The following is a 24,665-nucleotide window of genomic DNA, read 5'->3' on the forward strand; positions in this document are numbered from 1 at the left end:
AAAAAAGAACAAAGATATGACAACAGCATTTACCAAAATAAGTGCCATAGCAGTTAGCTTAGCAGGCCTTATCAGTGCGCCCTTGAGCGCATTCGCTCAACCAATCACAGCCCCAGCCCACAAAGGCAGCCAAGCCCAAGCCTTGCTGTTTACCAACGATAACAACGCAATAATCCCTGCCGTTGATTGGCTTTGGGTCAGTGAAAAAAGTGGTTTGATGCTACAAAGCATACCAACCGCGGATAAAACGTCGCTACCCGCCGCCAAAACCTTAGTCAAAGGCGAGTTTGAGCTGTTGGCCTTTAGCGATCCCTATGCCTTAACGCTCGATCGCCGTGCCGATCGCATTCGCCCTATCATGATCAAACAGATAGAAGGCAAAGTCGCGACCAATGTATTGCCACTGCTGCCGATGCCATCGTTTGAAATCAATTGGATCTGTATTCAGCCAAGGCCGCAGGATGGCAATATCTACGCTTGGTTTGGCGGCGAAGACGGTTATAGCGAGCAATGGCTGTTAGGCGATGCCGGACACTTTATGCCGAAAAAAATGCGCAGTCAGGCAATCCCCGTCAACAGCACTAGCTGCGCCATCGATGGCGACAAACTGTTAGTGAGTGAGCCTGAAGCCGGTGTCTGGCAATTTGATGCCAGCCCCTTTGCCGACAATAGCGCGAAGTTGGTTCTCGCCGCCCTCAACAATGATATCGCGGACATGCAAGTGATCGATGGCAAGTTATTGCTAAGCGATAAAAAAGGCGTCCTGACCTTAGATCAACAGCCGATTGCAAACTACCACTTGGGTAAAGTGCAAGGGCTAAGCGGTTATCGCAGCGGCGGTAATATTAGCAACAGTAACAACAATCACACCGCCCTTCAGCTCTCGCTTTATGATGATAAAACCGATCAATATTGGTTTACCGAGGTATCTTTAGCCGCAGCCAGCGGTGAAAACAACGCAAAAGAAACTCAAAAAGAGACAGTCGAAATCCCCGCTTGGGTTGAAAGCGACCCATCCGATAGACCCGGCGATACTATGGACGATCCGGCGATTTGGGTCCATCCAACTGAACCGGAAAAAAGCCTAGTGCTTGGCACCAACAAACGTTGGGGGCTATTGAGTTTTAATATGCGTGGCGAGCAGGTTCAAGCCCTACCATCGGGGCGCATCAATAACGTCGATTTACGCCAGCAAGTGATGCTGGGCGGTAAAAAACGCGATATCGCCGTGGCCACATTAAGGGATAACGACAGTCTCGCCTTCTATGAAATCGACGCTCAAGGCAAGTTAAGCGAGTATCCCAATCAAGCCACCAATATGGTGGATATTTATGGCATGTGTCTGTACCAAGATGCCGATACCCTGTATGTGTTCGCCAATGAAAAGTCCGGCCGCATCGCCCAATACCGCGTCGATTGGCAGGTAAATGGACCAAGTATCAAGCTGGTGCGCGATATCCATACCCCAAGCCAAGTCGAAGGCTGTGTAGTCGATGAGGCTCAGCACGCGCTGTTTATCGGTGAAGAAGACAAGGGCATTTGGCGCTTTAATGCCAAGGCCAATGGCGGCACCCAAGGTGAGCTCATCATTAAAGCCGAGGGCGACTTAGTCCCCGATGTTGAAGGCATTTCACTCTATCAAGGCGCCAATATTCACGGTAAAAAGCAGGATCTGCTGGTGGTGTCCAGTCAAGGCGACAACAGTTACTTGCTGTATCAGGCACAGCCGCCCTACGCCCAATTAGGCAAGTTCCGTATTGGAGTAAACCTTAACGGTATGGAAAATGGCCGCGAAACCAGTATTGATGGCAGTAGCGAAACCGATGGTTTGGCCGTGACTCACTTAAGCGTTGGAACCGGAGCTTGGCAACAGGGAATGCTGGTGGTACAGGATGGACACAATCATTTACCCGATAATAATCAATCTTTTAAATGGCTGCCTTGGCGCAGTATTATCGAGAAATTATCGCTTAACTGAGTATTGAGCCAGTTGAAAGCTGCATGATCTGGCGACAGGAATGATAACCGAGTCCGAGTGGCTCGGTTTATTTTTGCCTTGAACCTTTTTGCTTGAAACTCGCATCTTGAGTCTGAAATCGCTATACTCCGCGCCCAAATCATTTGGCCAATAACTAGCTCGATATTGCAATACTGTTTGCGGTTGTCAGCTTTTTAAGCCGTTATTAACGACTTTTTCCTAGGACATACCCTTGATCTCTACCGCAAATATCACCATGCAATTCGGCCCAGAGCCATTATTTGAAAATATCTCGGCAAAATTTGGCAACGGTAACCGTTATGGTTTGATTGGCGCAAACGGCTGCGGCAAATCGACTTTTATGAAGATCTTAAGCGGCGCCCTCGCCCCAACCTCGGGCAACGTGTCGATCACGCCGGGTTTAAAGGTCGGCACCCTAAGTCAAGATCAATTCGCCTTCGAGCAATACACGGTTATCGATGCGGTGATCATGGGCGATACCCAGCTGTGGAAAATCAAGCAAGAGCGTGATGCTATTTATGCCAAACCCGATATGACCGAAGAAGACGGCATGCGTGTGGGTGACTTGGAGAGTGAATTTGCCGAGATGGACGGCTACAGCGCCGAGAGCCGCGCGGGCGAAATTCTGATTGAAGCAGGTATCGAAGAATCCTTCCACTATGGCCCAATGTCACAGGTCGCCCCCGGTTGGAAACTGCGCGTGCTGTTAGCCCAAGCACTGTTTGCGAACCCCGATATATTGCTGCTCGACGAGCCCACCAACAACTTGGATATTCACACCATCAGTTGGCTCGAAACTGAGCTGAATAAGCGCAAATGCACCATGATCATTATTTCCCACGACAGACACTTCCTAAATGCTGTCTGTACCCATATGGCGGATATCGATTACGGTGAACTGCGGATTTACCCTGGCAACTACGAATACTTCCTCGAGCAGTCGGCCTTGCAACGCGAGCAATTGCTGTCGAGCAACGCTAAAAAGAGCGCCGAAATTGAAGAGCTGCAAGACTTCGTTAACCGTTTCGGCGCTAACGCCTCTAAGGCAAAACTCGCCAGTTCACGCGCTAAGCGCATGGACAAAATTAAACTGGATGAAGTCAAATCCTCCAGCCGTATCGCGCCATCGATTCGCTTCGCGCCGGGTAAGAAAATGCACCGTCAAGCATTGGTGCTTGAGAACCTCGCCCACGGTTTTGACGGTGAGTTGCTATTCGAAGGCGGCGATTTAATCCTCGAAGCTGGCGCAAAGCTTGCGATTATCGGTGAGAACGGTGTCGGTAAAACCACCTTATTACGCTGTTTAGTCAATGAGTTAATCCATAATCAAGGCGTGATTAAGTGGTCAGAAAACGCTTCCATTGGTTACTGCCCACAGGACAGCACCAGCGATTTTGATAATGATTTGACTATTATTGAATGGATGGACCAATGGCGTCAGCCAAAACACAACGATTTGATGGTGCGTGCCATGTTAGGTCGTTTGCTGTTTACCGAAGATGATGCCAACAAAAAAGCCAAAAACTGCTCAGGTGGTGAGAAAAACCGTTTAATTTTCGGCAAGTTAATGATGCAAGATATCAACGTCATCATTATGGACGAACCGACTAACCATATGGATATGGAAGCGATTGAATCCTTAAATAATGCCCTCAAAGATTTTGAAGGCACATTGATTTTCGTCAGTCACGACCGTGAATTTGTGTCCTCGTTAGCGACCCGTATTATCGATATTCGCGATAGAAAATTAGTCAACTTCCAAGGGACCTTTGATGAGTATCTGGCAAACCTTGCCAGTGCCTAATCGCCATCGTCTTTTGCAAAAGCGCTTTTGATAAACGCCCTTTTGCTAAAGGACTTCAAAAGACCCAAAGAAAAGACGCTTCACTCTACTCGAGCTTAGCGTCTTTTTTATACCACCCTTTTGTATCACCCTTTCATATACACAGTGACTGACTGCTTCATTCTGTTTTCGCTTCCACCAAAGCCGCTAATTGCATTAATGATTCCTGCCAGCCTAAGTAACACATCTCCTCAGGGATAACGGCTGGAATCCCCTCCTGAATGATCTGCAAATTGGTACCGCAGGAAACCTCGGTTAATTCGATAGTCACCTGCATCACGCCGGGCAGATTCTCATCATCAAACTGGTCAGTATGGCGGATAAGTGTGTTGGGGATGAGCTCGGTATAAACCACCTTAAAGGAGTGACTGTATCCCGTCGCAAATTGAATAAAACTCATGCTATAGCCCGCCCCAACCGCCAATTCAAACTCATGAATCGTCCCCACAAAACCGTAAGGCGGTAACCAACGCTCTAACGCCGCTTTATCGGTAAAGGCTTTATAGACTAACGCCGCGGGTGCGCGCAGCACTCTATGTAACTTCACTGTACCTGTGTTATCCGACATATCCTTATCCTTCCAATTGCTTATGGGCCAATGATGCCCTTAAAGATAGCGCAAGAATCCCATTCGTTATCACCTGCGCGAGAATATTAATTATCCCCTCAGCTTGTGATGGTTGGCTCGACGCGGCGATGCTTAAACTGCATTAAGTGCAATGATTTAGCATCAGAGTCTGATTGCTGCTGGGCAATATCCAGCCGTTCTGCGGCGCGAGTAAATGCCAGGTTGTGAGAGGTTTCACTTATTTGCCCTTTGTATTGAGCGATTAAGCTCAAAAGTCCCGACTCATTCACCACATTTTTAGGCAACGGCGTTTTAAAGCTCGCCTCATCGCTAAAAACAACAACCGAATGGAGTCCCTCGACTAACCCTAAGCAGTTGGCAACGGCTAAGCAATGTTTATAGTTTTGATGGAGAGGATTTTTAAAGCGGGTTTGCTTGGTAAAGATTTTTTGCGTCCACAGGGCCTGCTTCTCTCCCCCAAATATCCAGCCGGAGTAATTTTTAACTTCAATAACGAACACGCCAAAATGGGTCAATAAAACTAAATCCACCTCTGTCAAAGCAGACGTACCTTCAGTTATCTCATCCATAGGTAAAATTAAATTGCGATAAAGTCGGAAGTCCTCATCTTTGAATCCTTGTTTCAGTAACTTAGCGACCCGCTTTTCACCCTGTTGACCTAACCTTTCTGCTCGGTATTGCCTAAGTGTCGGACGAAATAGCAAGGAGACTATCGCAGACACAAGTATAAAAATCGGAATCACCAACAGAATCGACAACGACTCGAGTACTGAAGAGATGGGCGAAATCGTGCTGTGAGCGGGCGTAGGTTTAGCTGTTACCACGGTTAGCTGATTGGGGTTCTGCGGCTTGTCTTGGCGAGCCGTAGTTGGCGTTGCAGGCTGCTTTACCGTGGATTTAACACCGTTGGCGACGGGTTGCTGGCAACGCGCATCGAATCTTGCCTTAAGCTCTTGATAACGCGGCGTGGTTGGATGCCAATCTTGCATCTCACTTTGGATAAGAATACAGATGGCTTCAGAGTCTTGTTTCTCTAATGCCTTTAGCGAAAAAGGATAAAGGCCTACACCAACGACACTGGCCATTACAGCCAACAACATGCAGAACTTGGCGTTGTGCCTGATATTCTTTACGCATCCCTTCACCTTGAAATAACTCCTGTTATTGTTTGCTATCATTGCAACGGTTATACGTTACTTGATCTGATTTATTATTTTCAACCGCCATAAATTGCTATAACGAACTCGATAGATAAATAGTTAATCCATCTGCAAAATAGATTTCTAATCACAATCAACCAAGACTGGTATTTTTGCCCGCATTTTCTCTGCCTTGGTTTACACTCTTAAAGCACCCACAAAGCACAACTCAATGAATTGGGTGAATTAAACCTTATGGGGTATTGCATACGCGCCAGCTGTGCACCAATTTATTCTGTAAATTCTTATCATGGTGATGGTTTATGAGTCTTGAAGAATCCTTAGAACAATTAAAACGTCAGTACTTGCATGCGCTACCAGATAAAAAGAAGCAAATCATTACCTTATGGATATCACTACGGAAAAACTGGCAAAGCCATATGCTGTCGGCCGTATACCGTGAGGTGCATAATTTAAAGGGCTCCTGTGAAACTTTCGGCTTAACCGAAACCAAAGATATCGTCGATAGACTCGAATTACAGCTAAAAAACCTACTGGACGCTCCTGCTCCAGAACTGCCCGTCATCAAGGGGTTAGACACCCTATTCCATCAACTGCTGCAAAATAATCTACGTAGTGAACCCGCAGCACCCGTGGTGGAAGCGCAAATGCAGCAAAGCCCCTATAAGCCCACCAAAGCACGGCATGAGTATCGAATTGCGATTGTGGAGGATGACAGTAATGTCGGGGCGATGATCACTAAACAGCTGCATGAGTTTGGTTTTAATGTGCAGCATTTTTTAAATTTCACCGATTTTCTGGGGATCCAAAATACCTCGCCCTTCGATTTAGTCTTACTCGATCTTATCTTGCCCGATTATACCGAGGCCGCTTTATTTACGGCGGCGACTGAATTTGAAAAAAACAACACCCGCGTGTTTGTTCTCTCTTCCCGCGGCGACTTCGAGATGCGACTGCTGGCGATCCGCGCCAATGTCAGCGAGTACTTTGTCAAACCCGCCGAAACCACGCTACTGGTACGCAAGATCCACCAATGGCTTAAAATGTCAGAAAAACAGCCGCTCAAAATTCTGCTAGTGGACGATCAGCAATCCATGGTCGATTATTTTTCCAGCCTACTTCGCAGTCATGGCCTAATGGTAAAAGGCTTGACCAAACCCGAACAAGTATTGCCGACCCTTGAGCAATTTGAGCCAGACTTGTTTATTTTTGATTTGTATATGCCTGATGTGAATGGTTTAGAGCTGGCAAAAATGATCCGCCAATTAGACAAGTACAGCTCGAGTCCGATACTCGTGCTCAGCTCCGACGACACCATGCAGAACAAGGTCAGCATCATTCAGGCGGGATCCGACGATTTAATCTCAAAGCAAACCGCGCCGAGTCTGTTTGTGACCCAAGTGATTTCCCGCGCCCAGCGTGGCCATGATATTCGCAGCTCCGCCAGCCGTGATAGCTTAACCGGGCTGCTCAATCACACTCAGATCCTGGTTGCTGCACGCCGCTGTTATAACCTCGCCAAACGTATCAACTCTTCAGTGTGCATTGCCATGCTGGACTTAGATCACTTTAAACAAGTAAATGATACCTATGGACATTCTGGCGGCGACAAAGTCCTTTTAGCCTTTGCCCACCTGTTGCAGCAATCCCTACGTCCTGTGGATTTTATGGGGCGTTACGGTGGCGAGGAATTTATGTTGGTCTTGCCCGATCTACCCGCGCCCTTAGCCATTGCCAAGCTTAATGCCATTCGCGAGAGCTTTAGTCATATCGTATTTGTTGAAGAAGGCGCTGAATTTAAAGTCACCCTAAGCGGTGGCTTGGCCTTCTCGACCGAATGTAATGAGTTTCAAGATTGTTTATTGCTGGCGGATAAAAATCTGTATGAGGCGAAGCGAACTGGACGCAACCGTTTAATCACCACTTTAAAATAAGCACTAACGCATCAACGAGTTAATCAAAGGCATGGCTTTAAAAAGTGTTATGGCTATCAGTTGCATAAGTGACGAAACTGATGCGTGCAAATAAGACTGTTACGAGGAATGACAAAATAGCGCGTGATTTGCCATTGATAAGACCAAAATCTATTTATAAGCGCTTTTAGTCTCGCTTAAGCGAGGCTAAATAGTTGAGCATCTTATCCGCCAGTTGCGGCAGTTCAACCACATGATGGATAACGCCGCGTTTAATCGCTTCCCTTGGCATACCAAACACCACACAGCTCTGTTCCCCCTGAGCAAAGGTTTTTCCTCCCTGTTGGTCGATTAATGCCATGCCATCGGCACCATCTTTACCCATTCCGGTGAGGATCGCCGCCGTGGTATTGGCCCCAGCACACGCCGCAACCGAATTAAACAACACATCCACAGAAGGCCTATGGCCGCTAACCTTATCACCTTGGGTCAAACGGGTCTTAAAACTGCCGCCGACCTTAATCACTTCTAAGTGCTGATCTCCGGGCGCAATATACACATAACAGGGCAATAAACGTTCGCCATCATTGGCTTGCTTAACATTCAAACGGGTAAGTTTATTTAGCCGCTCAGCAAAGGTGCGGGTAAAGCCCGGCGGCATATGTTGGGTGATCACTATCGGTGGCATGACTGCAGGAAACTGTTGCAACAGATATAAAATGGCTTCAGTGCCGCCCGTCGAAGCGCCAATTGCCAGCAGTTGAGTATTGATCACGCGATTTGCAAGGTTGGGTTTTAGGCTTGGCGGAGTCGCAGCAACGGGTTGAGTGCGTTGGGTTTTCAGCTTAGCATTCGCCGCCGATTTAATTTTCTCCAGAATCAAATCTTGATATTCATTAAAATCCTGGGGGGAGTCTAATTTCGGTTTAGGGATAAAATCCACCGCACCTAATCCTAGCGCGTTGAAGGTGGCATCGGCGCCCTCTTCGGTTAATGAGGAAATCATTACCACCGCCGTAGGTCTGGCCTTCATCAATCGGTCTAAAAAGGTCAGCCCATCCACCTTGGGCATTTCAATATCTAATGTAATCACATCGGGGCGATGCTGATTCACCATATCCTTGGCCATATAAGCATCGGCGGCCATACCCACCAAAGATAACTCAGGATCGGCCTCGATCATTTTGCCCAATAGGTTACGGATCAGTGCCGAATCATCTACCACTAGTACTTTTATCGTCATCGCTTAGTCACCAAAAAATTCTACATCTCCGCCACTGGGCAAATTCCTGATCCGTAGGCGATATTCACTTTCCCTGTCCATAATGGTGCTGTTATGCATCGTTTTGATTTTTCGTACTTTGACTAATCCCGTCCCGGGGAAGAAATATACTTTTCGAGGATAAAAATCGAGTAAATCCGCCGCCAATATCGGGATTTGCTCCACCTGCAAATACTCGAGCACAAACTCCGCATTGCGCTCCCCAATATTATGGGCGGTGATCCCATTGAGCATATTGCCGCCACCGAACACTTTAGCGACCAAGGCGCGGCGCCGCGCACCGAGTTTGAGCAACTCGTTAATCAGCAACTCCATGGCGTATACACCGTAGCGGGCCGAATCGGTTAATATCCCAGAACTGTTGCCGTTATCGCTCGGTAATAAAAAATGGTTCATTCCCCCAATTCTTAAGTCAGGATCATAGAGGCATACTGAAATGCATGAGCCTAACACTGTGACTATCATGGTTTGATCCCGTGTGGCGTAGAATTCTCCTGGTAGAATTTTTACGGCGTCACAGCCAAAATGATGGTCAAAATACCGATTCGGCTCAATAACAGGGTACTCAATATTCGGTTTTGGCACTCAAGCTCCCTTTACCGCCTTGTAGGTTGTTTGGCCCACGGGCTTAATGATTTGGGGAAACATATTAAAGTTCTCCGAATGGCCAGCGATGTAGAGTCCATCGTCGGCAAGGGAAAGCATCATATGTTTAAGAATGCTTTCCTGCGTTGTTTTATCAAAATAAATCATTACATTGCGACAAAAAATCACATCGATGGGCGTCTTGATTGACCAAAACTCATCGACCAAATTAAGCCGCGTAAAATGCAACATCTGTTTAAGTTCAGGGACCACGCGCACATTGCCTTGTTGTGCCCCACGTCCACGCTGAAAAAACGCCTTCTTGCGCTCAGCACTTACCGCCTCGATACGCTCGATGGGGTAAATCCCTGTTTGCGCCTTGTATAACACCCGACTGTCGATATCGGAGGCGACGATTTCGATGGGAGTATTAAAACGGCCAAAATGCTCCGCAACCACCATGGCAATTGAATAAGGCTCCTCCCCAGTGCTGCTGGCCGCACACCAGATCCTTTTGGTATGCGGATGAGCCTGCAAATATTGCCTTAAAATCTCAAAGTGATGCGGCTCACGAAAGAACGCCGTCTGGTTAGTGGTCAGCGCATTAATAAACTCCTGATGCTCACCCTCGTTTGCCTGCAAATACTCGAAATACGCGGTAAATCCCGCTAACTTCAGCGCCCTGATCCGCCGGACTAAACGGCTGTACACCATAGCGTCTTTACTGTCGGCTAACTTAATCCCGGCAAATTGATACAGCCGTGTCTTCACCGTATTAAAGTGCGCCGCCGTAAAAACAAACTCTTTCCCTAGAGGTTGATGTTCGCTCAATCAAAAATCTTCCCATTCGTCTTGGTCGGCTTTATTGACCTTTGGCGCCATCGCCTTAGGTTTCACGGGCATGCGAGCCACTGTCGATGACGGTTGTTTAACCGCTAACTTTTTGGTGCTCGCCACAGGTTTGGGCGCAGCGCTGGTGTCTTCATCCACGGTAAAATTGGCCACACTGTCGGCTAATTGCTGCGCCTGTGATTGCATGCTCTCGGCTGCGGCCGCGGCTTCTTCCACTAGGGCCGCGTTTTGCTGCGTCATTTCATCCATTTGCACCACGGCTTTGCTGATCTCATCGATGCCAATAGCCTGCTCATTCGAGGCCGAGGCAATCTCCGCCATAATGTCGTTCACCCGTTTAATGGCGATGACGATTTCTTTCATAGTATCGCCGGATTTGCCGACTAAACTGTTGCCGCTCTCGATTTTGGTCACAGAGTCTGAGATCAAGGCCTTAATGTCCTTGGCTGCATTAGCCGAACGTTGGGCTAGGCTTCTCACCTCAGAGGCCACCACCGCAAATCCACGGCCTTGCTCGCCTGCTCTGGCCGCTTCGACCGCGGCATTAAGCGCTAAGATATTGGTTTGGAAGGCAATGCCATCGATAACCCCAATAATATCGGCGATCTTACGTGCCGATTCGTTAATCGATGCCATGGTTTGCACCACTTGCTGAATAAGCTCGCCCCCATCGACGGCAACGTCAGCGGCCTTAGAGGCAAGTGCATTGGCTTGACTGGCGTTGTCGGCATTTAACTTCACTGTGCCCGTCAGCTCTTCCATACTCGCCGAAGTTTGTTCAAGACTCGATGCTTGCTCCTCGGTGCGGCTCGATAAATCGGCATTGCCCTGGGCGATTTCTGAAGAGGCGGTATTGATGGTATCGGCGGCTTTTTGGATGTCTCTTATCATGTAAGAGAGCTTTTCAGCCGTTTGATTTGAATAGTTTTTCAAATCATTAAAGGTGCCTTCGTAATCATTATAGATACGCGTGGTTAAATCACCTTCGGCGAGCGCCATCAGTACCCGCGCCACATCCTGTAAACCACGATCCGAGGTTTCAATTAAAGCGTTGAGGCTATTGGCGAGCATCAAGAAGAAACCCTGCTTACCTTGCGTCTCGGCCCGTTGGGAGAAATCCCCCGCCGCAGCCGCATTGACGATGCGCGAGATTTCCTGCTCGATTTGCACTTCGACCGTGCGATCGAGCCATTCGACGACAGAGCCTAACCGCTCACCAGTTTTGGAAATAATCGGGCTGGCAGTTAAGCGGAAGTGACAACTCGCCACTTTGATTTGCGATTCATACTTACGGTCGAGCTTGTCTAACAGACTGGCTTGATGGGCTGGATTTTTATGGAAAATATCCATCGAGCTACCAAGAATTTTATCCACGGAGAAATGCGGTAGCGCTTGTCTTATCTCACTCTCAGATTGTCGTAGCATCGACTCCACCGAGCGGTTCATATAGATGATGGTGCGGTTGGCATCGGCGATCATCACATTGGTACTGGTATTATTCAGCGCCTCTAAAATGCGCTGCGTCGCCCGCTCGGACTCTATGCTCTCAGTTCTATCAATCCATTCAACGCCCGTGCCTAAGTGTTTATTTTCGCGGGTGATAATGGGCGTCAGGATCAACTTAAAAGTCCGCTTCCCTATGGTGATTTGCGCCGTATGGGATTGGGTAAGGCGCTCGAGCATATTGCGTTGATGGGCCGGATTTTTATGGAAAATATCGATATTACTGCCCACCACCTTCGCCACAGAGAACTGCGGCAGCTCTTTACGAATATCCGCCTCGGCCTCGGATAACATATTCAATACCGCTTTATTGGCGTAAATAATATTGCGGTTGCTGTCGGCGATCATAAAGCTGTTGCCGCTGTTATCTAATAATTGGAAATAGCGTTGCAGCTCTTCTTCCTTTTGCTGGCGCGCCTCTTCATTTCCAAACACATTGAAAATACCCATTATGATTACTCCTGATCAGACAGACTATTTGCATCAATTAGACCCAGCTCATCACTGCTGATCAGAGCCTGTATATTTACCAAAATGATCATCTTGTCTTCTACCGTGGCCAGCCCCTTAAGGTAACGGCTATCGAAGGCTACCCCAAACTCGGGGGCGGGTAGAATTTCTTCGGCGGCGAGTTTAATCACATCCGATACCGCATCAACGACAATCCCGACGATACGGTCAAACACATTCAACATAATGACGATGGTGAACTCGTTGTAGGTCGCACTGCCCACGGCAAACTTCATCCTTAAATCGACAATCGGAACGATATCGCCCCTGAGATTGAGCACGCCTTTGATAAAACTTGGCGCATTGGCAATTTTAGTGACGGGTTCATAACCGCGGATCTCCTTCACCGACATAATGTCGAGCGCATAATGTTCTTCACCCAGCACAAAGCTTAAAAACTCGACCTCATCGTGAACGCTATATTCCTGCTTACTCGCCGTGTTCGTGCGGTTATCCATTGCGACATCCTTAGTTAATTTTTGATATGCAGTGCAAGTGATTCAACATCGAGGATCAAGGCCACGCTGCCATCGCCCATAATGGTTGCCCCCGATACGCCGGGGATCCGCCGATAGTGTTTTTCAAGGCTCTTGATCACCACTTGTTGCTGCCCGACGAGTGCATCGACACACAGGCCAAAGCGTTTATTATTGCTTTCGAGCAAGACCACTATGCCGGCTTCTGGCGTCTTAGCTTGAGGTTCAATTTCCATTAATTGATAGAGGTTTAGCAGGGGTAAATATTCTTCCCGCACCCTGAGTAACCGCTCTTTAGCCAAAAATTTAAGCTGCTCGGTTTGCGGCTGTATCGATTCAATAATGTGCACTAAGGGCAAGATATAGATTTGATTGCCCACGCTGACGCTCATGCCATCGACTATGGCTAAGGTAAGAGGAAGCTGGATTTCGAAGGTCGCGCCTTCGCCCGCAACGGAATCAATATCGATGCGACCGCCTAAGGCCTCAATATTCTTGCGCACCACATCCATACCCACGCCGCGACCAGAGACATCGGTGACCTCAGCGGCCGTTGAGAACCCCGCGGCAAAGATCAATTGCCATACTTGCTTGTCCGTCATGTTCTCAGGCAGTGCCATGCCATTTTCCCGGGCCTTTTGCAAAATGCGCTCGCGGTTTAAACCGCCGCCATCATCGTGAACGGCGATCACTATACTGCCGCCACGCTGACTCGCCTTAAGGGACAACACACCGACCTCACTTTTACCTGCCGCGACTCTTTTTTCTGGCTTTTCAATACCATGGTCTAGACTGTTGCGTACGAGATGGGTCAAAGGGTCGACCAACTTTTCGATCATTCCCTTATCAATTTCAGTGTTACCGCCTTCAATCACCAGAGTGACATTTTTGCCAAGCTGCTCCGACAAATCCCGCACCAAACGATGGAAACGGTTAAACACGAACGACACGGGTAACATGCGCACCGACATCACGGCTTCCTGCATTTCCCGGGTATTGCGCTCTAACTCATTGAGCGCGGTTTTAAGCCGCTCACCTAATTCACCGCCCAGTTCATTGCCTATAAGAGTGAGCATGGATTGGGTGATCACCAATTCGCCCGCCAGATTAACTAAGGTATCTATCTTGGAGGTTTCCACCCTCAAGGTGGCATCTTGACTCGATGTGCTCGCCTTTTTCGCCACTTGGCTAGAGGCGGCGGGTGTCGATGATGTCGTATTCTGCGCAGGGGATGAAGCTAAGTGGGTTTGCGCCTCCAGTTTTACATCCGTAGTCGCTTGAGATTTAAGTTGAGCACTATCTTTAGGCGGCTTTTTTGAGCGAGTCGTTTTGGCGTCAGATTGTTCAGCCAAGGTTTTATGTACCGCCTTATCGGTTACTTGCGTATCCTTAGCGGGTGTTGATAATGCGTCCAGCTCATTTGCAAAACTCTCTGCCGTCAGTGATTCAAAAAAGCCATAACCTAATTCATCATCACTCACAGCAGCATGGGTTGCTGAATCCGCAGCGTTTGAATGAATATCCTCGACACGGATTTCCTTTGCGGTATAAGCCTCGTCAAAAAAGCCGAAATGTTCCGTTTCATCGACCAGCCCCAGCTCGACCTCATCTTCAAAAAAACCAAAACTCGCCTCTTCTTGCGACGCCGAATTGGTTGATACTGCAGCAGGTTTCTCTTGGTTAGCGGTCTCGACAACCTTGGCAGCCTGGGTCGAAAACGGCTCACCATTTAACGCCGCCACTAACTGGTTTTTAGCAAACTCCACCTGTTGCCAATCGATAGGTTCTTCTTCTCGATAGAGATTTAAAATATGTGACAGGGTATCGACGGTACGAAGCAAGAGATCAATGACGGAGGATGACAGCTCAAACGTGCCCTTTCGGGTTTTATCGAGCAAATTCTCCATTACATGGGTCACGCTGGTCAGCGCGGTAAAACCAAAAATGCCACTGCCCCCTTTAATCGAATGGGCAGCACGGAAGATGGTATTTAATTCTTCGGGATCGGGGGCGGCTAAATCTAGTGCAAGGAGCAATTGCTCCATATTTTCAAGATGTTCGTGGCTTTCTTCAAAAAAAACCTGATGGAACTCTGCCATATTAATGGACATAGCATCCCCCCGACCTAAGTTAGCCCAGCACTTTGGCTGTGATAGCTAATAACTTTTGGGGGTCAAAGGGCTTGACCATCCATCCCGTGGCGCCAGCAGCTCGACCTTGGGCCTTCATATCTTCACCGGCTTCAGTGGTCAGCATCACAATCGGCGTGCGCATAAAGGCCGACATGCCTCTGAGGGATTTGATTAAGGTTAAGCCATCCATACGGGGCATATTTTGATCCGTCAAAATAAAATCGAATCGTTGCCCACCGCATAAATCTAAGGCTTCACGGCCATCCTTTGCTAATACGACTTGGTAATTGGCCGACTTTAATGTCGCCTCGACCATCTGTCTAATCGCGGCCGAGTCATCAACAATTAATATTTTTTTGCTCATTTACAATTCCATTATGACTTTAGTTTTATTTCCTGGAGCCACTAATTCATAGCTCTTACAAAGAGACTTGACTAATAAAAGCCCACGACCCGAAATTTGAAACCAATCTGTTGATGCTGCCTGCTCTTTGGGGATATAACCCTCACCACTGTCGGACACGATAATCTTGAGTTCATTTAACTGTGCATGCCATTCGAGCTCGACCTTAACCCAGTCAGAAGCGATCAATTTGTCTATGCTGCCTTCACGTATACTGTGGTACAGTTCAAAGCTCTCGGGATCATTTTTAAGTCGCGAATCTAACTTAAGCACACCATGGTCTACTGCGTTGGTAACTAACTCAGAAACAACAGTAAATACCCTCTGACTAAACGTAGTAGAAAACCCAAAAATATTCAAAAACTGATTCAGTGAATTTAAATAATCGACATTTAACAGCATTGACCCCATCATTTTTATCGCCCAGGCAAACTCCCCTTTCATGCATATTTGACTCGATTTATGTTCTCGTTTTCGATACCAGTTATTTAATAACTCAAAATCGAGTACGCAGACGGCAATATCATCGGTTATCTCATGTTCAAAAATACTTGTGAGTTTTGCTTTAAGGTGCTCGGTTAAATCACGGCCATAAAAACTCAGCAGTGAAATCACGCTATCCATGCCAAAAAAAACACCGCCTTTACTCTGTTGCTCGATTAAACCGTCGCTGAGTAGACAAATTCGGCCAGTTTTAGGGATCGGGAATGTAGCAATATTAGCGATAAACGAACTAGGCGATAAAATACCCAGTGCCATATTTTTAGAGCGATATCTTTGTATATGATCCAGCTCGCTATGCCCAGTTGAACCCTCAAACTCATCTAGGTAAAGCAGTGCATCCGGCATGCCGCCATTCCAAAGATGTATTTGATTCTTAAAGAAATCGACTTCCAATACCATAGCAGCAACAAAACGGTCGCCAGGGCTGTCTTCATACACGTTAGCATTGAGCTCGTAAATCAAACTGACGAGATTAAAGCCTTTCGCCACCATGGCTCTGAAGGTATTCGCCACCCGTAAAATCGGCATGGCCGCGCTTAATCCATGGCCGGTGGAATCGGCAATGATTAAAAAGAAATTACCGTTAGGCCCCACGGTATTGAGAATAATATCGCCGCTAAAATTGGCACTGGCTTGGGTAAACGTTTTGACAAAGTCGTAAGTGACATTACCGATATTGACAAGATGCTCAAATAAATGCCTCGCCATTTGTTCTTCGCGGGCCTTTTGATATAGCATCTTTTCTAAAATGGAGCGTTGTTGCTTAACTTGTTTCTCTAAGGAAAAATGTGCGAGCAGACCTTCAACTTTATGCCAAAATAGCTCTAAATTAATTGGTTTAATAATGTAATCGAGGGCGCCTAATCTAAAACAAGATAATATTTTTTGATACTCATTATCAGCGCTAATCACAATCACTGGTACAGGGGATTCGCAATATCTTAATTTTTCTAAAAGCGTTAAAGCCGAACCATCGGGTAGAAAATAATCCAATAAGATAAGCTCAATATTCTGCTGGTAAATTTCCTCACTGGCCTCTTCTAAACTACAACAAGTGATCACCCCCCAACCTTTACTGTGAATAAACGCGGTAATAATTTGGTTTGTCACTAGGTCATCTTCAATGACCAGAATATAGCGTTGGCTTTTAGGCACTTATACATCCCGTTCGACAAGATACAAACGACCCATATTAGCTATGCTGATAATCTCTTCCGCTTGGCCGTGCAAACCTCGGATCGCCGTGCTGATCTGTCGCTCCAACGCTTTTCGATGCAGCAACACCATCATTCCAAGGGCCGAGCTATCAATGTACAGCACGCGGCTAAAATCCAGCACTAAGTGCTTAATGTCCTCTTCGAGAAAGGCCTTTTGATAATCGTTGGTGAATTTTTTATGGTGATAAAAATCAAAACGTTCCGGCAAAGAGATGTAGAAAATATTAGCCATCACAATGTCCCTATTTAGAAAAGCTCAATTTCACCGCAACTGATTTGGCTTGCTGAGACTGGGTTATGGGTATTTTTACGCCGACCACTGATCTGGGATACAAGACCATCACACTGCTCATCAAATTCTTCAGGCGACATCGCGGTGACACTATTTAAGGACTCCCGCAAATGTTGCAGCGTCTGGTTGGTGTAAATCATACTTTGGGAGGTGATATCGCTAAATTGCAAGCCACGAATAGCGTCTGCAATGGCGCTTTCCAACTCATGGGCAGAGGCATCGATTCTGTCAATCACTGCGGCATCTTTTTCTGCTTTAACAATGATTTGCTCCAGCGCGGTATCAAGATCTTTTTTCGCTTCAATAATGTAAGACATATCCTGAGCAGCGACTTTACTCACTTGATGAGTAAGCTGCTCGATTTGCACTTGAATGGTATGTAATTGCTTTTGAATACTTTCGCTAAAACCGGCGCTGCGATTAGATAAGGCGCGCACTTCATCGGCCACTACGGCAAAGCCCCTGCCCGCATCGCCCGCGCGGGCGGCTTCAATTGCCGCATTTAAGGCTAATAGATTGGTTTGCGAAGAGATTTGGTCTATATCCTTCAGTGCCTTCATCGCCTGAGGCATAGATTCATAAATCACATTCACTTTTTCGAGCAGATCAATATTCGATGCAGACATCTCAATGGTCGATTGAATAAAACGCTCTAGCGTCATCGAAGTGTTATTGGCAAATAGCTTCATCTGCTCTGAGTGAAAGATTTCTTCATCATCGGCGCTATGAACCAATGCCGAGATAAACTCACTTTGCTCGTGCATTAATTTACCTAAGCCATCGAAGGCGCCACCTAGCAAATCAACCGCATCCGACTGCACCGACAGCACATCGTCGATACTCTGCTCGCAGGTTTTTAATGACACTGACACTTCTTGATAGAGATTAAGCTGATCTTGCCAGTCGCCGCTCGCTGCGGAAGTGACAAAGGAGTGAGCTATGGGTTGAGAGGCTGAGGATTGTCGATAGAATTGCCAACCGAGCATGATAAACACGGCAACTAAGGTACTCAGCGTAAAACTGACTAAGCTGCCGATAAAATATCCTATTACTGCTGCAAACACTGCAACAATGCCATCCTTGTATGTCATAGAGACTTCGCAATTATTGATCTGTGATTAAAAAGTAGTTTCATATTCAGGGGTTTTCAAACGACTAACTGATTTTTTTCGCTCAAATCAGCACGGCGTGCGCAAAAATTGTACGAATAGTGATTTGGCGCCAACTAAATCAGTAGAACGGCTTTTTTTATCAGGCGAATGGCTGATTAACTCATAGACTTGTCTAGTGGATACATAAACTTAGCTGTGCAGCCTGCAAAGCCTAGGTTACACTGGCGTTGTCTTCGACTGGGATGGGATCATTTATGAGTCAACGTACATTACACTCCTTATTTAAACCCACATCCGTAGCCATTATTGGCGCCTCCAATAGTGAGAAACGCGCCGGTAATGTGCTGATGAAAAACCTGCTCTCGAGCGGATTTTCTGGCCCCATCATGCCCGTGACGCCAAAATACCGCGCCGTGATGGGTGTGCTTGCCTATCCCAATATTGAAGCCTTGCCGATAAAGCCCGATCTGGCGGTCATTTGTACCCGTGCCAGTCGCGTGCCCACCATCGTCGAAACCCTGGCGCAATTCGGCTGTAAGGTGGCGATTATCATGGCATCCGGCATGGCGCAGGAGGTCAATGAAGAAGGTATCAGCCTACTCGACTTAGCCATGCAACATGCGAAACGCTACGGCATGCGTATCCTTGGCCCCAATAGTTTGGGCATGTTATTGCCGCCGTTAGGGCTCAATGCCAGTTTGGCCCATGCCAGCGCCCTGCCCGGCAAAATTGCTTTTGTGTCGCAGTCGGCGGCGATTTGTACCACGGTACTGGATTGGGCCAACAACAAAGGTATTGGCTTTTCATCCTTTATCTCCCTTGGGGATGCCACCGATATTAACTTCGATGAATTGCTCGACTTCCTCGGCCGCGATAGTCGTACTAGCGCCATCATGTTGTATATCGACTCGGTCAATGAGAAACGCCATTTCCTCTCCGCCGCCCGCGCAGCCTCCCGCAATAAGCCAATATTAGTGATTAAATCCGGCCGCAGCGCCGAAGGAGTGCGTGCTGCCAAGTTGCATACGGGTGGCATTGGCGGCAACGATGCCGTGTACGAAGCCGCCTTTAGGCGCGCAGGTATGCTGCGGGTGAATGATTTAATTGAACTTTTTGCCGCGGTAGAAAGCCTCGCCCACTCTAATCCATTGCAGGGCGAGCGATTAGGGATTATCAGTAATGGTGGCGGACCAGCGGTATTGGCCGTCGATGAACTTATTCTGCGCGGTGGCAAACTGGCGGAGTTATCCCAAGAGACCATCGCCAAACTCGATGCCGTGCTGCCCAATACGTGGTCGAAGCAAAACCCCGTCGATATTATCGGCGATGCCAACGCCAGCCGTTACGCCAGCGCACTCAATATCTTGATGGATTGTGAAGAATTAGACGCCATTTTGGTGCTGCACTCGCCCTCCGCCCTTGGCGAAAGTGTCGAAATTGCCGATGCCTTAATTAAAGTGATCCACGCGCATCCAAAGAAAAACCGCTTAAATATCCTCACCAACTGGAGCGGTGAAGACTCGGCCTATCAGGCCCGCAAACGCTTTACCAAGGGAGGCATCTCCACCTATCGCACCCCCGAAGGTGCGGTCGGCGCTTTTATGCATATGGTGGAATATCGCCGTAACCAAAAACTGCTGCAGGAAGTGCCACAGTCTATCCCCGACAATATTCCGACCGACAGCCAAACGGCACGCAAACTGCTGCAAGCCGCGCAGGCCAAGGGCAAAGCGGTACTCGAAACCCACGAGGCCAGCCCGATTTTGCGCGCCTATGGCCTCAATACTATCGACACTTGGTTTGTCAAAGATGCCGATGAGGCCGTCGCCATTGCCAATGAGGCGGGTTATCCCCTCGCCCTCAAGGTGCAATCGCCGAATATTCTGCATAAATCCGATGTCCACGGCGTCATGCTTAACCTCACTTCGGCGGAAGATATTCGCCATGCCGCCAACGCAATCACTCAGCGGGTACATCAGGCCAATCCCGACGCGATTATCGAGGGCATGATAGTGCAGAAGATGGCCTTGACCGCGGGCGCGCAGGAAATTCGGGTTGCCGTCATAAGCGATCCCGTCTTTGGTCCTGCCATCTGTTTAGGTGAAGGCGGCTCGGAGTGGGATCCCACACAAGATGCGGCGGTCGCCTTGCCGCCACTCAATATGGCGCTGGCCCGCTACATGGTGATCCAAGCCTTAAAGACCCATAAGTTAAAGGACAGACATTTACCGCTGGGGCTGGATATGAACGCCCTATGCGTGATGCTGACGCAAATTTCCCACATCATCATCGATTGCCCAGAGATAGCATCGTTAGATCTTAACCCTGTGCTGGCGGCGGGAGAAAACATCACCCTGCTCGATGTGAATATCCGTCTGCACGACGCCAATACCGATAACACCTCACGCCTTGCCATTATGCCCTATCCCAAGGAGTTAGAGGAATTTGCCGAGCTTAAAAATGGCCTTAAGGTCATGCTGCGCCCCATCTTGCCCGAGGATGAGCCCAAGCATTTGGCCTTTGATAATTCCCTCTCCGATGAAGATAGGTACAAACGCTACTTTGGCGTGCGCTCTAAGATGACCCACGAGGAAATGGCGGTACTGACCCAAATCGACTACGCCCGCGAAATGGCGTTTATCGCCACCGCCAAGGGACCGGACGGTGATGACATCACCTTAGGCGCGGTCAGGGCCTCCATCGATCCCGACAATACCGAAGCCGAATTTGCCATGGCGGTACGGGGCGATCATCAGGGTATTGGGCTGGGTAAATTGCTGCTCGAAAAATTGATTAAATACTATCAAGCCAACGATACCCCAGTGCTGACGGGCTTTACCATGTTTGAAAACCGCAATATGGCAAGCCTTGCCAAGAGCCTAGGCTTTAAAGTGACTTTTGATATGGAGGAGCATTTGATCAAAATGCATATGGATCTTAAGGCGCCCAACGTCAATACGAGTCAATAGCGCGAAGCACTCTTCACCTCGCTGGACACAATAAAAAACGCCGCACTCAAAAGATGCGGCGTTTTTCAATTGATCATGCATTTAGCGCTAGCGTGATACCCTCAACTCCGACTTACTGCTTGTCTCATAGCTTTGGTTTTTTATGCAGGCCTTTAAGCAGAAACACTAAGGGCACGGCGGATAACGTCACCCACATCATTAACCTAAAGTCCTGCAAATAGGCCAAGGTCGCCGCCTGACGATTCACTTCGGCATTGAGTAAGGCTATGCCCTGCGTCGTTGATAAATCAACGGCATGAAGATCAACGGCGTGCTTAAGCGCAAAACTAAAGGGATGAATGTAATCGGCAAACACCGCATGATTCATCTGTGTGTGCTGGGCAAGATAGGTGATTACCACGGAGATCCCTATACTGCTGCCGATATTTCGCATCAGACTAAAGAGCGCAGTCCCCTCATTACGGTACTTCGCCGCTAAGGTTGCAAAGGTAATGGTCGAGAGCGGTACAAAGATAAAGCCCAAGCCAAGGCCTTGGATAATCCCAGTTCGCACTATGTCCCAGCCGGTAATATTAGTGTTAAAGCCCGTCATCTCCCACAGGGACAAAATAGTGAGCATCAAACCTAAAAAGATTTGGTAACGCACATCCACTTTGCCGGCGAGCTTACCCACAGTCATCATGGCGATCATAGTGCCGACGCCCCTTGGCGCCAGCAAGTAACCCACATCAATCACAGGATAACCTAACAGGTTCTGCATAAAAGGCGGCAGTAAGGCCATGGTCGCCAGCAGAATAATCCCGATGATAAAGATGAAAATAAGCCCGACACTGAAGTTTCTGTCCTTAAACAGCCCGGGCTCAATAAAGGGATGTTTATGGGTAAAGATATGGGCCACAAACAAATAAAACGCCATGCCAGCAATTATGGCTTCGATAACAATTTCACGACTGGAAAACCAATCGAGGGATTCTCCCCTATCGAGCAACATTTGTAGGGCGCCAATGGCCAGACTCAGCATGGCAAAACCGAGTAAATCGAACTTGCGGCTATGGTCCAGCGGCGTTTCTTTCACATAGGCGGCAAGACCAAACCAGGCCAATAGCCCAAAAGGCAGGTTGATATAGAACACCCAGCGCCAGTTGTAATACTCAGTTAACCAACCACCGAGGGATGGCCCCAAAATCGGCCCGACCATCACCCCCACTCCCCAAAGGGCCATGGCCGAACCATGGCGCTCTGGCGGGTAACTGTCGAGTAATACCGATTGGGATAATGGCACTAAGCTGGCACCAAACACACCTTGCAATAAGCGAAATAACACAATTTGTTCAAGGTTTTGCGCCGCGCCGCACAGCATGGAGGCAATCGTAAAGCCTACCACGGCCCACATAAATACCCGTTTACGCCCAAGCCTTGCGGTTAAAAAACCCGTCAGTGGCATAAAAATCGCCGCGGCCACAATATAGGAGGTTAACACCCAAGATATCTGATCCTGAGTCGCCCCCATGCTGCCCTGCATATGGGGCAAGGCCACGTTGGCAATCGTTGTATCCAGCGCTTGCATAATGGTCGCTAGCATCACCGAAAGGGTGATAAATCCAAGATGTTGCTCGGGCTTTTTGGTATCGGTTTGCAAAGCGTCGCTCGAATTCACGCGCTCAGCTTGGGCATGGTCTTGTCCTGCTATCACTTGCTGACTCACAGACTAAAACCCAACAACTGACGTTGATATTCAGTATCGATATCCACCACGGCGCTTAATCCGGCGCGCAGCGGCGCCTCGGGCAGCGCGGTATCAATAGCAATTCGCACCGGAACGCGCTGGGCAATTTTCACCCAGTTGCCGGTTGCATTTTGTGCGGGGATCAGCGAGAACTCAGCACCCGTTGCCGGACTTAAACTCTCGACCGTACCTTGCCAGCTATTATCGGGAAAGGTATCGATATGGATATTCACCTTTTGCCCGGGTTTGACATGGGTTAAATCGGTTTCGGTGAAATTCGCTTCAATCCAGAGGGCATGTTCGGCCACCAGCGCTAAAGCGATGGCACCAACATTCACATATTGTCCTAGCTTTGGCAGTTGACTAACAACACCTGATACTGGGGCTTTAATCTCCACGCGGCTTAAATCAAGCTTGGCTTCATTTAATTGGGCTAAGGCTTCTAAATAGCTTGGATGTTGTTCAATCGGAAAATCGGGGCTGCCGCCTAAGCTTTCAGCAATGCGGTGTAAGTCTTTTTGCAGGGTCTGAATATTCTGCCGCGCAATATCGGTATTTTGCCTTGCATCTTCAAGCTGAGATTCAGACACAAAGTGTTTACCGATCAAATTCTCCTGCCGCTTTTGCTCTTTCTCGGCAAAGGTTAACTTGGTCTCTGCCAGAGTGATTTCGGCTTGCTTCTCATGGTAACTCGCCTTGAGTACCGCTAAATCCGTCTTGGCCTGTGCCAATTTGGCACTCGCCTTATCGACCATCACCTTAAACATGGCATCGTCGAGGCGAAACAACACTTGCCCCTTCTCAACCCGTTGGTTTTCGACCACATACAAGCTGTCGACATTCCCGGCCACTTGCGCGCTTACAGGCACTTTATCCGCCTTCACATAGGCGTTATCGGTTTCCATGTAGCGGCCGCCATGCAGGTAAACCGCACCTATGGCCAGCACGGATAACAGCGGCACCACAATCAGTAATACGCCGCGCTTTTTACGCATATTCGCTTTAGGTGCTTGAGGATTTGCGTCACTCATTACAACTCCAACTTCTTCACTAAATGTCTATCACAGGGATGGGTTATCAGCTTTGATTAAGCTGAAAAATTTTTATGGATTTGCGACAACAACCTGATAACAGTGTCCGACTCTGCTTCATCGAATCCTTTAAAGGCTTGGGCGTAGACAATCGTCACGGCACGTTCAATTTCGGCTAAATGGGGCGCTGCCGCTTCTTTCAAAAATAGCTGAAAAGCGCGTCTGTCTTTGGCATCGGGCCTACGTTCAACCAAGCCAGCGTCGCACAGCACATCGATTAATCTCGCGGCCGTGATAGGTTTAATTTCGAGGCGATCCGCCAACTCAATCTGCTTAAGTCCTTCATTACGGGCGATATGTAATAAGGCTCTTGCCTGCGATAACGTCAGCGAGCAATCCGCCGTGGGTCTATAGGTTTCTTGGAACACGCGGCGCATCATGCGGGTAATATCACTTAAGAGCGCGCCTAGGGTATTTGATGAGGTTTTCATAAGCCATCCACATAGTAAGCATTACTTATTATATGGATGACATCGAATGTAAAGCAATTGCCAGCACAATCAACAA

The 24,665-nt window shown here is 48.1% G+C and carries 19 protein-coding genes; 4 read left to right on the top strand and 15 right to left on the bottom strand.

Annotated elements, in window-relative coordinates; all coding sequences use genetic code 11:
• The first annotated feature begins 16 nt into the window (after positions 1 to 16).
• Positions 17 to 1,978, top strand: a complete 1,962-nt coding sequence (locus K0H59_RS11575; RefSeq protein WP_220053214.1) for a phytase — start codon at positions 17 to 19, stop codon at positions 1,976 to 1,978.
• Between the two features lie 232 nt (positions 1,979 to 2,210).
• Positions 2,211 to 3,803 carry an ABC-F family ATPase gene (locus tag K0H59_RS11580; protein WP_011622847.1) on the top strand — a complete coding sequence of 531 codons (1,593 nt, stop codon included), beginning with the start codon at positions 2,211 to 2,213 and terminating at the stop codon, positions 3,801 to 3,803.
• A 157-nt stretch (positions 3,804 to 3,960) separates the two neighbouring features.
• Here the strand turns inward: K0H59_RS11580 and K0H59_RS11585 are convergent, their stop codons facing one another.
• Positions 3,961 to 4,410: an SRPBCC family protein gene (locus tag K0H59_RS11585; RefSeq protein ID WP_220053215.1), complete on the bottom strand. Its 450-nt coding sequence runs from the start codon at positions 4,408 to 4,410 to the stop codon at positions 3,961 to 3,963.
• A 98-nt stretch (positions 4,411 to 4,508) separates the two neighbouring features.
• On the bottom strand, positions 4,509 to 5,576 hold the full coding sequence (locus K0H59_RS11590; protein ID WP_220053216.1) for a nuclease-related domain-containing protein: 1,068 nt from the start codon (positions 5,574 to 5,576) through the stop codon (positions 4,509 to 4,511).
• A 317-nt stretch (positions 5,577 to 5,893) separates the two neighbouring features.
• Here K0H59_RS11590 and K0H59_RS11595 point away from each other — a divergent pair, with 317 nt between their 5' ends.
• Positions 5,894 to 7,525: a diguanylate cyclase gene (locus K0H59_RS11595; protein ID WP_220053217.1), complete on the top strand. Its 1,632-nt coding sequence runs from the start codon at positions 5,894 to 5,896 to the stop codon at positions 7,523 to 7,525.
• Between the two features lie 166 nt (positions 7,526 to 7,691).
• On the opposite strand, the gene K0H59_RS11600 is transcribed toward K0H59_RS11595, so the two are convergent.
• From K0H59_RS11600 to K0H59_RS11645, 10 genes are read right to left on the bottom strand one after another with little or no spacing between them, the layout of a single operon-like run.
• Positions 7,692 to 8,747 (bottom strand): chemotaxis response regulator protein-glutamate methylesterase, encoded by a 1,056-nt coding sequence (locus K0H59_RS11600; RefSeq protein ID WP_220053218.1) that lies wholly within the window; start codon positions 8,745 to 8,747, stop codon positions 7,692 to 7,694.
• 3 nt (positions 8,748 to 8,750) lie between these two features.
• Positions 8,751 to 9,371, bottom strand: coding sequence for a chemoreceptor glutamine deamidase CheD (gene cheD, locus K0H59_RS11605; protein ID WP_011717164.1), 621 nt, complete (start codon positions 9,369 to 9,371; stop codon positions 8,751 to 8,753).
• Complete coding sequence (locus tag K0H59_RS11610; RefSeq protein ID WP_220053219.1) at positions 9,372 to 10,202, bottom strand: CheR family methyltransferase; 831 nt, start codon at positions 10,200 to 10,202, stop codon at positions 9,372 to 9,374.
• The gene (locus K0H59_RS11615; RefSeq protein ID WP_220053220.1) at positions 10,203 to 12,176 is read right to left on the bottom strand and encodes a methyl-accepting chemotaxis protein; all 1,974 of its coding nucleotides are present in this window, start codon (positions 12,174 to 12,176) and stop codon (positions 10,203 to 10,205) included.
• A 5-nt stretch (positions 12,177 to 12,181) separates the two neighbouring features.
• Positions 12,182 to 12,694, bottom strand: a complete 513-nt coding sequence (locus tag K0H59_RS11620) for a chemotaxis protein CheW (protein ID WP_011717167.1) — start codon at positions 12,692 to 12,694, stop codon at positions 12,182 to 12,184.
• Between the two features lie 14 nt (positions 12,695 to 12,708).
• Positions 12,709 to 14,823, bottom strand: a complete 2,115-nt coding sequence (locus tag K0H59_RS11625) for a chemotaxis protein CheA (RefSeq protein ID WP_220053221.1) — start codon at positions 14,821 to 14,823, stop codon at positions 12,709 to 12,711.
• A 19-nt stretch (positions 14,824 to 14,842) separates the two neighbouring features.
• On the bottom strand, positions 14,843 to 15,208 hold the full coding sequence (locus K0H59_RS11630; protein ID WP_011622857.1) for a response regulator: 366 nt from the start codon (positions 15,206 to 15,208) through the stop codon (positions 14,843 to 14,845).
• Positions 15,209 to 16,906: a fused response regulator/phosphatase gene (locus K0H59_RS11635; RefSeq protein WP_220053222.1), complete on the bottom strand. Its 1,698-nt coding sequence runs from the start codon at positions 16,904 to 16,906 to the stop codon at positions 15,209 to 15,211. It abuts the gene before it with no gap.
• The gene (locus K0H59_RS11640; protein WP_220053223.1) at positions 16,907 to 17,200 is read right to left on the bottom strand and encodes an STAS domain-containing protein; all 294 of its coding nucleotides are present in this window, start codon (positions 17,198 to 17,200) and stop codon (positions 16,907 to 16,909) included. It abuts the gene before it with no gap.
• Between the two features lie 14 nt (positions 17,201 to 17,214).
• Positions 17,215 to 18,351, bottom strand: a complete 1,137-nt coding sequence (locus K0H59_RS11645; protein ID WP_220053224.1) for a methyl-accepting chemotaxis protein — start codon at positions 18,349 to 18,351, stop codon at positions 17,215 to 17,217.
• 275 nt (positions 18,352 to 18,626) lie between these two features.
• Here K0H59_RS11645 and K0H59_RS11650 point away from each other — a divergent pair, with 275 nt between their 5' ends.
• The gene (locus K0H59_RS11650) at positions 18,627 to 21,341 is read left to right on the top strand and encodes an acetate--CoA ligase family protein (protein ID WP_220053225.1); all 2,715 of its coding nucleotides are present in this window, start codon (positions 18,627 to 18,629) and stop codon (positions 21,339 to 21,341) included.
• A 124-nt stretch (positions 21,342 to 21,465) separates the two neighbouring features.
• Here K0H59_RS11650 and K0H59_RS11655 read toward each other — a convergent pair whose 3' ends face one another.
• The 3 genes from K0H59_RS11655 to K0H59_RS11665 are packed head-to-tail and all read right to left on the bottom strand — an operon-like array spanning position 21,466 to position 24,589.
• On the bottom strand, positions 21,466 to 23,046 hold the full coding sequence (locus K0H59_RS11655) for a DHA2 family efflux MFS transporter permease subunit (protein WP_220053226.1): 1,581 nt from the start codon (positions 23,044 to 23,046) through the stop codon (positions 21,466 to 21,468).
• Positions 23,043 to 24,098 (bottom strand): HlyD family secretion protein, encoded by a 1,056-nt coding sequence (locus tag K0H59_RS11660; RefSeq protein WP_220053227.1) that lies wholly within the window; start codon positions 24,096 to 24,098, stop codon positions 23,043 to 23,045. Before K0H59_RS11660 ends, K0H59_RS11655 begins: the two co-directional genes overlap by 4 nt.
• A gap of 56 nt (positions 24,099 to 24,154) precedes the next feature.
• Complete coding sequence (locus tag K0H59_RS11665) at positions 24,155 to 24,589, bottom strand: MarR family winged helix-turn-helix transcriptional regulator (protein WP_220053228.1); 435 nt, start codon at positions 24,587 to 24,589, stop codon at positions 24,155 to 24,157.
• Positions 24,590 to 24,665: the final 76 nt, after the last annotated feature.

Source organism: Shewanella sp. FJAT-51649 (assembly GCF_019457435.1).
Classification (GTDB): Bacteria; Pseudomonadota; Gammaproteobacteria; order Enterobacterales; family Shewanellaceae; genus Shewanella; species Shewanella mangrovisoli.

What these genes read in the sequence shown, in the direction of transcription:
- K0H59_RS11650 (WP_220053225.1), top strand. Translation starts at nt 18,627, where the DNA reads ATGAGTCAACGTACATTACACTCCTTATTTAAACCCACATCCGTAGCC.
- K0H59_RS11640 (WP_220053223.1), bottom strand. Translation starts at nt 17,200, where the DNA reads ATGGCTAATATTTTCTACATCTCTTTGCCGGAACGTTTTGATTTTTAT.
- K0H59_RS11600 (WP_220053218.1), bottom strand. Translation starts at nt 8,747, where the DNA reads ATGACGATAAAAGTACTAGTGGTAGATGATTCGGCACTGATCCGTAAC.
- K0H59_RS11665 (WP_220053228.1), bottom strand. Translation starts at nt 24,589, where the DNA reads ATGAAAACCTCATCAAATACCCTAGGCGCGCTCTTAAGTGATATTACC.
- K0H59_RS11595 (WP_220053217.1), top strand. Translation starts at nt 5,894, where the DNA reads ATGAGTCTTGAAGAATCCTTAGAACAATTAAAACGTCAGTACTTGCAT.
- K0H59_RS11645 (WP_220053224.1), bottom strand. Translation starts at nt 18,351, where the DNA reads ATGACATACAAGGATGGCATTGTTGCAGTGTTTGCAGCAGTAATAGGA.
- K0H59_RS11585 (WP_220053215.1), bottom strand. Translation starts at nt 4,410, where the DNA reads ATGTCGGATAACACAGGTACAGTGAAGTTACATAGAGTGCTGCGCGCA.
- K0H59_RS11615 (WP_220053220.1), bottom strand. Translation starts at nt 12,176, where the DNA reads ATGGGTATTTTCAATGTGTTTGGAAATGAAGAGGCGCGCCAGCAAAAG.
- K0H59_RS11575 (WP_220053214.1), top strand. Translation starts at nt 17, where the DNA reads ATGACAACAGCATTTACCAAAATAAGTGCCATAGCAGTTAGCTTAGCA.
- K0H59_RS11625 (WP_220053221.1), bottom strand. Translation starts at nt 14,823, where the DNA reads ATGTCCATTAATATGGCAGAGTTCCATCAGGTTTTTTTTGAAGAAAGC.
- K0H59_RS11660 (WP_220053227.1), bottom strand. Translation starts at nt 24,098, where the DNA reads ATGAGTGACGCAAATCCTCAAGCACCTAAAGCGAATATGCGTAAAAAG.
- K0H59_RS11630 (WP_011622857.1), bottom strand. Translation starts at nt 15,208, where the DNA reads ATGAGCAAAAAAATATTAATTGTTGATGACTCGGCCGCGATTAGACAG.
- K0H59_RS11620 (WP_011717167.1), bottom strand. Translation starts at nt 12,694, where the DNA reads ATGGATAACCGCACGAACACGGCGAGTAAGCAGGAATATAGCGTTCAC.